The organism is Actinoplanes auranticolor, from assembly GCF_018332655.1.
In the GTDB taxonomy this organism is placed as follows: domain Bacteria; phylum Actinomycetota; class Actinomycetes; order Mycobacteriales; family Micromonosporaceae; genus Actinoplanes; species Actinoplanes auranticolor.
Genome location: NZ_BOQL01000017.1, coordinates 23223 through 35786, shown reverse-complemented (window position 1 = coordinate 35786; position 12564 = coordinate 23223). Strand labels below are relative to the sequence as shown.

Annotated in this window: 10 protein-coding genes; 9 read left to right on the top strand and 1 reads right to left on the bottom strand. The window is 72.2% G+C overall.

The annotated features are described in order from the left end of the window. Positions 1 to 2: 2 nt before the first annotated feature. Complete coding sequence (locus Aau02nite_RS08510; RefSeq protein ID WP_212987775.1) at positions 3 to 1844, bottom strand: M48 family metallopeptidase; 1842 nt, start codon at positions 1842 to 1844, stop codon at positions 3 to 5. Positions 1845 to 1985: 141 nt separating this feature from the next. Here Aau02nite_RS08510 and Aau02nite_RS08505 point away from each other — a divergent pair, with 141 nt between their 5' ends. The 9 genes from Aau02nite_RS08505 (at position 1986) to Aau02nite_RS08465 (ending at position 12562) form a co-directional block, all read left to right on the top strand. Beyond that, positions 1986 to 2945 carry a DUF4034 domain-containing protein gene (locus Aau02nite_RS08505; protein WP_212987774.1) on the top strand — a complete coding sequence of 320 codons (960 nt, stop codon included), beginning with the start codon at positions 1986 to 1988 and terminating at the stop codon, positions 2943 to 2945. Between the two features lie 16 nt (positions 2946 to 2961). After that, positions 2962 to 4029, top strand: a complete 1068-nt coding sequence (locus tag Aau02nite_RS08500; RefSeq protein WP_212987773.1) for a PHP domain-containing protein — start codon at positions 2962 to 2964, stop codon at positions 4027 to 4029. A gap of 38 nt (positions 4030 to 4067) precedes the next feature. Beyond that, a complete protein-coding gene (locus Aau02nite_RS08495; protein ID WP_212987772.1) occupies positions 4068 to 5738 on the top strand; it encodes a DUF885 domain-containing protein in 1671 nt (556 codons plus the stop codon). Positions 5739 to 6299: 561 nt separating this feature from the next. Beyond that, positions 6300 to 7376 (top strand): hypothetical protein, encoded by a 1077-nt coding sequence (locus Aau02nite_RS08490; RefSeq protein WP_246594997.1) that lies wholly within the window; start codon positions 6300 to 6302, stop codon positions 7374 to 7376. After that, on the top strand, positions 7363 to 10173 hold the full coding sequence (locus tag Aau02nite_RS08485; protein ID WP_212987770.1) for a sensor histidine kinase: 2811 nt from the start codon (positions 7363 to 7365) through the stop codon (positions 10171 to 10173). The genes Aau02nite_RS08490 and Aau02nite_RS08485 overlap by 14 nt, the downstream gene beginning before the upstream one ends. After that, positions 10170 to 10640: a roadblock/LC7 domain-containing protein gene (locus Aau02nite_RS08480; RefSeq protein ID WP_203768908.1), complete on the top strand. Its 471-nt coding sequence runs from the start codon at positions 10170 to 10172 to the stop codon at positions 10638 to 10640. Before Aau02nite_RS08485 ends, Aau02nite_RS08480 begins: the two co-directional genes overlap by 4 nt. After that, entirely contained in the window at positions 10637 to 11128 is a 492-nt protein-coding gene (locus Aau02nite_RS08475) for a DUF742 domain-containing protein (RefSeq protein WP_212987769.1), read from the top strand. The genes Aau02nite_RS08480 and Aau02nite_RS08475 overlap by 4 nt, the downstream gene beginning before the upstream one ends. Beyond that, positions 11106 to 11735, top strand: coding sequence for a GTP-binding protein (locus Aau02nite_RS08470; protein WP_212987768.1), 630 nt, complete (start codon positions 11106 to 11108; stop codon positions 11733 to 11735). The genes Aau02nite_RS08475 and Aau02nite_RS08470 overlap by 23 nt, the downstream gene beginning before the upstream one ends. Before the next feature lie 107 nt (positions 11736 to 11842). After that, a complete protein-coding gene (locus Aau02nite_RS08465; protein ID WP_212987767.1) occupies positions 11843 to 12562 on the top strand; it encodes a hypothetical protein in 720 nt (239 codons plus the stop codon). The last annotated feature ends 2 nt before the right edge of the window (positions 12563 to 12564 follow it).

The following is a 12564-nucleotide window of genomic DNA, read 5'->3' as shown; positions in this document are numbered from 1 at the left end:
GCTCAGACGACCGAGCGGTCCGCGATCCGGTCCAGCACGCTGAGCAGAGCCTCCCGGCTCTCGCCGAGCTGCTCCCCGGTCCAGCGCTCCTCGACGGTGACGGTCACGCCGGCGTGCGTGCGCAGCTCCGCCTTGACCGGGGTGCGCTTGCTGACGGTGGCCGCGACGATCTCCTCGTACGGCAGGAACCGGAACCGGGTGGCGAGCTCCTCGACCGGCCCGGACGACAGCAGAGAGTGCAACCGGTCCTTGCCCTTGTCGGTCGACTTGGGCGCGGGCACGAACACCAGGCCCCGGTCCAGCAGCACCAGGTCGGTGTGCAGGCCGTCGACCTTGAGGTTGGCCATCGCGCCGATCACGTCCGAGCCGCCGGCGGTGGCCCGGCGCTCGACGATCGCCGCGGCCTCGACCCGGATGCCGGCCTCGGCCAGCCGGGCCCGGGCCTCCTCCAGCGTGGCGGGCGAGACGGCCAGCTTGGCGATCTGCTCGTAGTCCAGCTCGGTGCCGTGCGCGTCGACCAGCGTGGCCGGCTCGGTCCACGAGTGCCGCCAGTACGCCGTGCCGGACCGGATCGCCGCCAGGGTGAACAGCATGTCCATGGCGCCGACGAACTTGACCGCGGCCTCCTTGCGGGTGGCGTCCGGGTAGAACTCCTCGGCCAGCTCGCCCAGCCGGCCCGCCGCCACCAGGTCGAAGAGCGTGCCGAGCCCGGGGTCCTCGGTGCCGGTGAGCCGGCCCAGCGAGCGGAACACCCGGTCCGCCTTGCGCTGCAGGCTCGCGGTCGCCGCGGCCGCGGTGAACTGCGGCCAGGGCAGCACCTGGCGGCTGCCGATGTCGACGACCTCGCGTTGCAGGGCGATGCCGACGGTGGTGATCGACGGCACCAGCATCGCGGCCGGCCGGCCGTCCACCGGGTGCGCCGCCCGGGGCGCGGTCCGCATGAGCGCGATGCGCTCGGTCTGCGACGGGTGCGTGTCCCAGCGCGACCGGTGCTGCTCGGGCTGGTCGTCGCGCAGCCTGGCGAGCTCCTCGTGGCGGGCCGCGACGAGCCGGCCGAAACCGCCGAAGAAGTCGTCCGGCGCGAAGCCGGCCTCCCAACCCTGGTTGAGGTACCGGTCGAAGTAGAAGTCCCAGGCCGCGTCGATCACCGGCAGCTCGCGCAGGGCGGAGATGGCCACGTCGGGGCCGGCGACCCGCACCGAGGCGCGGTCCGCGTCCAGCTCCTGACGGCGCGAGACGGCGTTGTCGACCAGCAGATAGAGGCGGGCGTAACCGCGGAAGGTCCAGCCCACCGGGTTCCACCGGCCGATCCGGCCGATGGTGTGCCCGATCGCGAGCCGCCCCCGGTACGCGACCGCGCCCAGCCGCGTGTGCGCGCCGGAGTAGTGGCCCAGCTCGTGCGCCACCACCGAGCGCAGCTGGTCGACGCTGAGCGCCTGCAGCAGCGGCATGCCCAGGTAGAGCCGGCGCCGGCCACCGATCAGGCCGAGCAGCTTGGTGTCCTCGCTGACCGCCGCGTTGACCTCGGGCACCAGCCGGATCTCGTCGGGCGTACGGGTGCCGACCTCGTTCGCCAGGTGGTGCACCAGGCCCCAGAGCTCGGGCGCGTCGTGCGGCGCGACGACCAGGCCGTGCAGCGGCTCCGGCTGCGTACGGATGGCCCGCCACAGTCCCACGCCGGTGGCACCCACCGCGAAGAGCAGGGGCAGGCCGAGTTTGATGCCGACGCCGGCGTTGCCGACCACCGAGATCCACACCACCAACGCCAGTACGGCGGCGAGCTGGAGCAGGGCGACGACATAGAAACCGAGCAGCATGAAGACGGACGCGGCAGCGCGCAGCATTGGTGTTTCCTCCCCGTGGCAACGCCCGGCTGCACCGGACGGCGCAGGGAAGATACCGACCTCGATCTTTGCCCGGCAACCCCTTCCGGCGGCTCCGATGCGCGTCTAGCATCCGTCCGGAGCCGAGGAGGACTCATCGCCATGTGGCCGTTCAAGCGCGCCGGCAGGTCGTCTGTCGTCATCGACCCCTGTCTCGGCGACGGGACCGCGCGGCGGCTGGACGAGGCGGCCGGGCGCGGCGACTGGTCCGCTGTCTCGGCGACACTCACCCCGGTCGTGGACCAGGACCTGCGCGCCTTCTACGTGGGGGTGCTGGCCGGCCGCAGTGGACCGCAGCCGTGGATCGGCAAGTGGCTCGCCGCTGAGCCGGAGTCCGCGCTGCCGCATCTGGTCAAGGGCGCGCACGCGGTCCAGTGGGCTTGGGAGGCCCGCGGCAGCGGCTCGGCGAGCACGGTGTCCGAGGAGCAGTCCGCTGCCTTCCTCCACCGTCTCGAGGTCGCCGAGGACAGTCTGGACGAGGCGGTGAGCCGCGATCCGGCGGATGCCACCGCCTGGGCCGAGCTGATCTCCACGGCCCTTGGCCGCCGGCTCGGTGCCGACGAGGCGGAACGGCGTTTCAAGGAGGTCGTCGCCCGGGACCGGTGGCACCGGGCCGCGCACGCCCGGATGCTCCAGCAGAAGTGCGCCAAGTGGGGCGGCAGCGACGACCTGGCGCTGGCGTTCGCCCGTGACACCGTCGACCTCATGCCGGCCGGTTGCTCGCTCGGCTCGATGGTGGCGGTGGCGCACTTCGAGGCGGCGTTGCAGGCCGACGGCAGCCCCGAGGACTACCTGGCCCGGCCGCAGGTGCGCGCGGAGGTGCACGCGGCCGCGGACAAGTCGGTCCGGCACCCGGATTTCCGCCGCATCCCCGGGCATCAGACCGCGGACGGCTGGTTCGCCCTGGTCTTCCACCTGGCGGGCGACCACGAGGCGGCGGCCGAACGCTTCGACGCCATCGGTGACCGGCCGACCGAGCTGCCGTGGGGCTACTACCGCGACGCCGGACGGGCATACCCGCGCTTCCGCGCCAAGGCTTACCGCGCAGCCGGCCGCTCCTGAGCCCTAGTCTGGCGCCATGGCATCTCGTGATCCAGTCGCTGACCTGCGGCGTATCGCCTTCCTGCTGGAACGGGCGAACGAGGCGACGTACCGGGTGAAGGCGTTCCGGTCCGCGGCCGCGACGGTCGCCGCCCTGCCCGCCGCGGAGCTGGCCGAGCGGGTGGCCGCCGGCACGCTGTCGAAGTTGTCCGGCGTCGGTGACGTCACCGCCCGATGTGTCGCTGAGTCGCTGAACGGCGAGGAGCCGGCCTATCTGCGGCGACTGGCGGCCACCGAGGGCACGGATCTGCAGGGCGCGGCGGCGGCGCTGCGCGAGGCGCTGCGCGGGGACTGCCACGCGCATTCCGACTGGTCCGACGGTGGTTCGCCGATCGAGGAGATGGCGCTGGCCGCGGTCGAGCTCGGCCACGAGTACCTGGTGCTCACCGACCACTCGCCGCGGCTGACCGTGGCGCGGGGGCTGACCGCGGCGCGGCTGCGGCGCCAGCTCGACCACGTGGCGAAGCTGAACGACGCACTGCCCGACGGTTTCCGGATCCTCACCGGCATCGAGGTGGACATCCTCGCCGACGGCTCGCTGGACCAGGAGGACGAGCTGCTGGCCCGACTCGATGTGGTGGTCGGTTCGGTGCACAGCAACCTGCGGGACGACTCGACGAAGATGACCCGCCGGATGCTGGCGGCGATCGAGAACCCGCACCTGGACATCCTGGGCCACCTGACCGGCCGCAAGGTGGCCGCGGCCGGCGCCGGCGACAAGGGACACCGGGCCGGGCGGACCCGCCCGCCGAGCGACTTCGACGTCAAGAAGGTGCTGGCCGCCTGCGTCGAGCACGGCAAGGCGGTGGAGATCAACTCGCGGCCGGACCGGCTGGACCCGCCCAAGCGCATGCTGACCGTGGCGGTGGAGGCGGGCTGCCTGTTCAGCATCGACACCGACGCCCACGCGCCCGGCCAGCTCGACTGGCAGCGGTACGGCTGCGAGCGTGCGGCGCTGTGCGGCGTACCGGTGGACCGGGTGGTGAATGCGTGGCCGGCCGACCGCCTGCTGGAGTGGACCGCCGGCCACTCGGGCGGTAATTAGGGGACGCACCGCGCCGGTGGCTCCCGTAGGGTCGGCCCGTGGGACAGATTGATGACCTCGCCAACAGCTACGTCGACGAGTGGGCTCCGCTCAACCCGACCGGCGCCACCTTCATCGGCGTTCCCGGCCACGACCGGGAGCTCGACGACCTGTCGCCGGAGGGCTTCGCGGCCCAGGCCGAGCTGACCCGGAGCACGCTGGCCCGGCTCGACCCGCTGGAGCCCGAGACCGAGGCCGAGCGCGTCGCCAAGGACGCGATGCAGGAGCGCCTGGGGCTGGAGCTCGCCCGCTACGACGCCGGTGACATCGCCAGCGACCTGAACGTCATCTCCAGCCCGCTGCACGGCCTGCGGATGGTCTTCGACCTGATGCCGACCCAGGGCGAGGAGGCGGTCGCGAACATCTCGGCCCGGCTCGCCGGTTTCCCCCGGGCCCTGGAGCAGTACAAGCGGACCCTGCTCGACGAGGCCGGGCGCGGCAACGTCAGCGCGCGGGTGCAGATGGTCGAGGTCGCCGAGCAGTGCGACGCGTGGACGGATCCGTCCCGCGACAACTTCTTCCACCGGCTGGCCGACGGGCTGGGCGCCGACGGCACGCTCGGCGCGGAGCTGCAGCGCAACGCCGCGGCGGCCACCGCCGCCACGGCCGGTTTCGGGGAGTTCCTGCGCAGCGAGCTGGCCCCGCACGGCCGGGACAAGGAGGCGGCCGGAGCTGAGCGGTACGCCCGCGCGTCGCAGTACTTCCTCGGCGCGCGCGTGGACCAGGAGGAGACGTACGCCTGGGGTTTCGAGGAGCTGGCCCGGCTGGAGCGCGAGATGCGCGTGGTCGCGGGCGAGATCGCCGGCCCGGGCGCGAGCGTCGACGAGGCGGTGGCGGTGCTGGACGCCGACCCGGCCCGGCGCATCCCCGGCAAGGAGGCCTTCCGCGACTGGATGCAGGCGCTGGCCGACAAGGCGGTGTCGGCGCTCGACGGCACCCACTTCGACATCCCGGAGCCGGTCCGGCGCATCGAGTGCTGCCTGGCCCCGACCAGCGACGGCGGCATCTACTACACCGGGCCGAGCGAGGACTTCAGCCGGCCGGGCCGGATGTGGTGGGCCGTGCCGGAGGGCATGACGGAGTTCTCCACCTGGCGTGAGGTGACCACCGTCTACCACGAGGGCGTGCCGGGCCATCACCTGCAGATCGGCCAGACGATCTACCGCGCCGAGCTGCTCAACCGCTGGCAGCGGCTGCTCTGCTTCTGCTCCGGGCACGCCGAGGGCTGGGCCCTGTACGCCGAGCGCCTGATGGACGACCTCGGCTACCTGGCCGACCCGGGCGACCGGCTCGGCATGCTCGACGGTCAGGCGCTGCGCGCGAGCCGGGTGATCGTGGACATCGGCATGCACCTGGAGCTGGAGATCCCGCGCGACAATCCGTTCGGCTTCCATCCCGGTGAGCGCTGGACGCCCGAGCTGGGCTGGGAGTTCCTGCGGGCGCACACCCGGATGAACGAAGAGGTGCTGCGCTTCGAGTGGAAGCGGTACCTCGGCTGGCCGGGCCAGGCGCCGTCGTACAAGGTCGGCGAGCGGATCTGGCTCCAGGCCCGCGACGACGCCAGGGCGCGCAAGGGCGCCGACTTCGACCTCAAGGTCTTCCACCGGCAGGCGCTGGATCTCGGCGCTCTGGGGCTCGATCCGCTCCGGAAGGCGCTCGCCCGCCTCTGACCGCTTGATCCGTACCAGCCAGAACAGCCCGCCCGGCCTTCCGCCGGGCGGGCTTTCTCACGAAATCGTCCGCATCGCGAGACGGACACCGTGTCCGTCTCACTACTCTGCGTGTTATTTTAGCGCTACGTAAGGTGTTCGTTACCGAACGGAGACACTCGGGGACGGCGCGGCCAGCTTCCATTGTGGAACGCTTTCCTGGCTACCCAGCAAGCGCCGGACGGCCCCCCGAAGTTCGTTCGCAGCGCTGCCGAAGGCAACCCCCGAGCATCTTTTTCCATTCGTTCCGGTGCTGGCAGAGGCCGGTTTCCGCACTGCGGTACAACTACCGCGCCCCCGAGGCGTATCCCCCGATCAGCCGAGCCAACTCTGACCCTTGGAAAGGGGTCGCATGATTATTTCTCGGATAGATTGACCCGGATCGGTGCGCCCGCTTGGCTACGGAGGGTAGCCGCCAAAACGGTCTATCGCGGATGCATGGCGGAGGAATTGGCAATGTCAGTCTCGGTGGACAACCGGCGAACCCGTACGCGCTCAGCGCTCGCGGCTGTTTTGACGGTCTTGATTCTTGTCCCGGCGGCGATCCTGTTCGCCAGCGTGTGGGGCACCATCTCCGACAAGCGCGACGACGCGCAGCGGGAGAAGCAGGGCGTGGAGTACATCTCCGCCCTCGCTCCCCTGGTGAGCGCGCTGGCCGAGGCACAGTCCTCGGCGCTGGCGGGCGTCGCAGCCGCGCCCGGCTCGCTGAACGCCGCGGTCAACGGCGTCGCGGCCGTGGACCAGCGCCTGGGCGACGAGCTGAACACCCGGGACCGCTGGACCGGCCTGAACCAGAAGATCGACGGTCTGGCCAAGGTCACCGGCAACCCGATCGCGGTGTTCCAGGCGCACGTGGAGGTCACCGACCTGGCCCTGGCGCTCTACGACACCGTGCGGGACAACTCCGAGCTGGTCCGCGACCCGGACAACGACATCTCGCACCTGCAGCAGGCCGTCGCCGTCGACCTGCCGGAATCGGTCGTGCAGGTGAGCCGGATGGGAGACCTCAGCCAGCTGGTCGCCCGCGCCGACGACAAGGTACGGGCGCAGCTCACCCCCCAGTTCGGTGCCGCCGTCGAGGCCGTGGACTCCTCGGTCAGCGAGCTCACCGACAACCTGCAGGCCGCGGTCGACGACACCACCAGCGTCTCGCTGAGCGGCAACCTGGTGAACGGCCTGGACTCGTTCCGCCGCGGGGTGGAGTCGCTGACCCGCGGCGCGAACCCGGGCGGCACGCCCAACGCGGCCACCATGGCGACCGCGCAGAGCCAGCTGCAGACCTCCCTGTCGAACCTGTCCGGCATCGTGACCCGGGAGATGACCTCCCTGCTCGACGACCGGCTGGACAGCCTGGACAACGAGATGATCGTGGCGCTGGCCGCGGCCGCCGCCGCTGTCCTGCTGGTCGCCGCGGCCATGATGGTGCCGCTGACCGGCAGCGGCCGGCGCATCCTCCCGGCGATCCCCGACGAGGGCACCCGCGACGTGAACGTGGGCCCGACCGGACCCGACCCCGGCCGCACCGACGCCGGGCACCGGGCCCCGGCCTACGGCGAGGCCAACCCCACACGGCGGGAGCGATCCGGTGCTCTTCGGTAAGCTCCGCATCCTCGGCAAGCTGACGCTGCTGGTCCTGGTCCCGCTCATCGGGGTCATCGTGCTCGCCCTGCCCATCGTGGCCAACCGCATCGACGAGGCCGGCAAGGCCCAGGACACCGCCGACACGGTCCTGCTCGCCACCCAGGTCGGCTCGGCCGTCCAGGAGCTCTCGGAGGAACGCCTGCTCGCGGTCGGCTTCCTCTTCGGCCTGGTCGACCAGCCACAGCTGGTGGTGCAGAGCGCCGAGGCGACCGACCGCATCCTGGCTCTCAAGCGTCTCGACCAGCCGCTCACGCCGCAGCTGGCCCGGGCCGTGGACGACGTCAAGAAGCTCGAGGGCACCCGGGCCAACATCCTCAACCGGACCATCCGCCCGGACCAGATCTCCGCCGAGTTCACCGCCGTGATCACGCCGATCCTCGAAGCGCTCGGCCTGCAGAAGGCCGCCGACCTGACCAGCGCCACGGGCCGCCAGGTCTTCGCGCTGGACCAGGCGCTGCGCAGTGACGACCTGATCAGTCAGGCGTCCAGCCAGCTGACCGCGGCCGTGGCGACCCAGAACGCCGGCCTGACCAACCTGTTCTCGGCCACGCTGCTGCAGCTGCAGTTCATCATCGGTGGCGCGCAGGCGTACTTCACGCCCGACCAGTACAAGCTCTACACGGGCGCCCAGCAGGCGTTCGCGGCCCGCGTGGGGGACCAGTTCTTCGCCCGGGCGGCCACCGACCCGGCCTCCGCGGTCAAGCTGCTCAAGCCGGACACGCTGTTCCCGTCCCTGGTCTCGGTCATCGTGCTCGGCGGCTTCGTGGAGAAGCGGATCGCCGCGGACGTGGACGCCGCCGTGGCCGACGACCGGGAGGACGCTCTGCGGACCGCCACCCTGGTCGGTGGCGGCGCGGTGCTCCTGCTGCTGATCGTGATCGCGCTGTCGCTGCTGATGGCGCGCGCGGTGGCCCGGCCGCTGCGCCGCCTGACCGGTTCGGCCGAGCGCATCGCCCGCGCCGCCGAGGCCGAACTCGAGCGGGTCGCCGACGACGACGCCGAGACGGCCCGGCCGATCCGCCTGGACGCCGTCGACGTGCAGGCCAAGGACGAGATCGGCGACCTGGCCCGGGCCTTCGACCGGGTGCAGAACACCGCCGCCCGGCTGGTGGCCCGGCAGGTCCAGGGCCGCCGCAACGTCGCCCAGATGTTCGGCCACGTCGGCCGCCGTACCCAGAACCTGGTCGGCCGCCAGCTCGCCCTGATCGACAACCTGGAGCGCCGGGAGACCGACAGCGACCGCCTGCGCGAGCTGTACCGGCTCGACCACATGTCCAGCCGTCTGCGCCGGAACGCGAGCAGCCTGGTCGTGCTCTCCGGTGCCGTCGGCGCGAACGACCACATGGCCCCGCTGGCCCTCTCCGACGTCGTGCGGCTCGCCCTCGGTGAGATCGAGGACTACACCCGCGTCGACGTCGAGGTGCCGGAGGAGATCGTGGTCGTGCCGGCCGTGCTGGCCGACCTGACGCTGCTGCTCGCCGAGCTGATGGAGAACGCGACGTCGTTCTCGCCGCCGCACACCCGGGTCAGCGTCACCGCGGCCGAACTGCGCGGCGGTGCCCGCCTGGCGATCGTCGACCACGGCCTGGGCCTCACGCCGGAACGCCTCGCCGAGGAGAACGCCCGGCTGACCCGCCGTGAGCGGCTCGACCTGGCCCCCAGTGAGGTGCTCGGCCTGTTCGTGGTCGGCCGCCTCGCGCGCCGCCACGGCATCGAGGTCACCCTCACCGACACCCCCGAGGGCGGCGTCACCGCCTGGGTCGACCTGAGCCCGGCCCACCTCGTGGCCCCCCGCGAGGCCATGCCGCCGATGCAGCCGATCCACGCGACCGTGCCGAGTCACCACACCGAGTTCGCGCCGCTGATCGCGGGCACGTCGAGCCGGTCGGTGCCGGGCAGCGCCCAGCCCTTCGACGCCAACGTGCTGCACCGCGCCACCAAGACCCTGGAGGCGGGCCGCTCCTGGAACGCCTTCGCCCCGGTCCGCGCGGGCGCCCCGGCGCTGGAGGCCGCCCCGAGCGGCTACGCCGAGCAGCAGGCCCACCAGTCGGCGTACGAGGCGCCGGCCAACTTCGGCGCCGGCACGCCGGTGGCCGGCCGCTTCCCGGCGACCGCCCCGGAGCTGCCCTCGGCCGGCCGGTACGCCGAGCCCGAGGTGGTGGAGGGACCGATCGTCATGTCGGCGCCGTCCGACGCGATCCAGCTCCCGCGCCAGCGCACCGAGGCGGACCCGTACCGCCGCCCCGAGCCCGCCCGGTTCGAGCAGCCGGCCCCGCCCCAGCCGCCGAACCAGTTCCAGCAGCCGGCCCAGCCCGTACCGCCGGTGCCGCAGCAGCGCACGAGCCCGGAGGCGCGCAACGGTGCCCCCGTCACCCCGCTGCGGCGCCGGGTGCCGGGCAACCAGCTGCCGGTGGAGAGCGGGCCCAAGCTTCCGGTCACGCCGCCCACCTCGGACGACGCCCTGGCGGCCCGGGAGGCGTTCGAAGCGTTCGAGGCCGGCGTGTCCCGCGCCCAGTGGGACGTCATCGAACAGGACATGTCCTCGCCGCCGGCGGCCGGCCACCCGCCGCTGACCCGCCGGGTACCGGGCGCGACGCTGCCGGTGGGTGACCCACCCATGAACCCGGTGCCGGCGGCCTCGCCGGCCCAGCCGCTCGACCCGGACGCTGCACGCGCGTCGATGGAACAGTTCGAGTTCGGTGTCGCCCGAGCACTGAACGAAACCCAGCCACAACCAGAGGGACAACCGCGATGACTTCCCCCTACTCCACCGAAACCGGCAACGGTCGCGACTACGCGCACTCCCAGCTCAGTGCCGAGGCGAAGACCTTCAACTGGCTGCTGGACTCGTTCACGTCCGGCACCGCGGGAGTCGTCGAAGCGATCGCCGTCTCGTCCGACGGTCTGCTGATGGCCATGTCCGCGATCAAGGACCGGCCCAACGCCGAGCGCCTGGCGGCGGTCGTGTCCGGCCTGACCAGCCTGGCCGGCGGCGCCGCGAGCTGGTACGCGCTGGGCAGCCTGAACCGGGTCATCATCGACATGGCCGACGGCTACCTGCTGGTCACCGCGATCAGCGCCGGCTCGGTGCTGGGCGTCATCGCGGACCGCACCGCCAACCTGGGCACCCTGGCGTACGAGATGACGCTGTTCGCCACCCGGGCCGGCGGCGCGCTCAGCCCGCGGCTCATCGCTGAATTGAAGAACGCCGTCCAGCAGTGAGGCACCCGGCCGACCCCGACGACCCGGAACACCCGGCGGCGCCAGGTGTCCGGCCGTACCTGCGCAACACGGGCCCCGGCGTGCGGTACCAACCGGAACCGCCGCCGGCCCCCTCTCCCGGGCCCCCACCCGGCTCTTCCGGGCCCCCACCCGGCGAGCAGACCACGTCGCTGCGGCCGTTCGTCCTCACGTCCGGACGCGTCGACGGGCTCGACCCCAACATCGGGCTGGAGACCCAGGTCAGCTCCCACCCGGGCGCATTGTCCGCGCGTCTGTCGCCCGAGCAGCGGGCGATCGTGCACCTCTGCGGCGAGCCGCTGTCGGTGGCGGAGATCTCCGCCCGGCTCCGGCTGCACCTCGGCGTCACCCGGATTCTCGTCGGCGATCTGAGGGCCGCCGGACACCTTGACGTTCACGTGTTGGAGAACGACTTCCCCGACCCCGAGACCATCATGCGAGTGATCCGTGGACTTCGATCCATATCCTGACAACCGCGTCGTCGGCACGGCCCGCGTGCCCAGCGGGCCCCAGCGGACCGCGCCCCCGGTGCCGGTCAAAATCATCGTGGCCGGCGGCTTCGGCGTGGGCAAGACGACCACCGTGGGCGCCATCTCCGAGATCTCGCCGCTGACCACCGAGGCGGAGATGACCATGGAGGGCGTCGGCGTGGACGACCCCGGCCAGGCGTCCAGCAAGACGACCACGACCATCGCCATGGACTTCGGCTGCGTGACCATCGACCACACGCTGAAGCTGTACCTGTTCGGCACGCCCGGCCAGACCCGCTTCGCCTTCATGTGGGACGACCTGGTCCGCGGCGCCCTCGGTGCACTCGTGGTGGTCGATACGACCCGGATCGATGACTGTTATCCCGCGGTGGACTATTTCGAGCGCGCCGGGCTGCCGTTCGTGGTGGGCGTCAACACCTTCAACGGCCAGCTCGGCTACAACCTGGACGAGGTCCGCTGGGCCCTCGCCGTCCGCGATGACGTGCCGATCGTCCAGTTCGACGCCCGCTTCCGGGGGTCGGTGCGGGATGCTCTGCTGGTGGTTCTGGACCAGGCTCTCGACAAGGCCATGAAGATGCGGTCGTAAGGTTGCGGGGCTCAGTGTGCGCCGGGTCGCTTCCCAGCCGGTTCCCAAACCGCCCCCGGAACGGGCACAGTATTACCGGCGACTGCATGTGACGGGAGGACGGTGACGTGCGAGGCGGACTGGACGATGCGCTTGACAAGCTGGCGCGCCGGGACGAGCTGCGCCGCCGTGCCGCGGCGGAGGCCAACGGCACCCCGCCGGCGGTGACGGAGCTGGTCGAGGCGATCGCCGCTGTCGTCGGCCGCAACCCCGAGCTCGGCGTGACCGTCGGCGTCGAGGGTGCGGGCGACCCCGTGCTGCTGCACTTCGCGGTCGAGGACGGCATCGTGCAGGTCAGCGCGGACAACACGGTCGCCGACCGGGTGGCCGAGGCCGCGCCCACCTCACCCCGGCACGCGGACTTCGACATCGACCTGGACGAGCCGGAGGCGTACACCCCGCCCCACGGCTACCGCTTCGAGCAGCCCGCGGAGAGTGGCCAGGAAACCCGTCGCCTGCACTATCAGGAGCCGGTTGACCACGAGCGGTACGCGGAGCCGGCCCCCCGCCGACCGGAACAGTTCCAGCCGCACCCGTTCGCCGCGACGCCCCCGCCGGAGGTGCCGCCGCAGACCACCCGGCGGATCCACGCCGAGCAGCACCGGGCCCCGGAGGAGCCGAGCGCGGCCCAGCGCACGGCCGACTACCAGGATCAGCAGCGCGGCATGCCGGCACCGCTGCCGGAGCCGATCCCGCTGCGGGTCGAGCCCGAGGAGACGGAGATCGCGGCGAAGCGCCTGGCTGCCCTGCTCCGCGACAACCCGACCCTGCTCCGCTCCCAGGACTGACG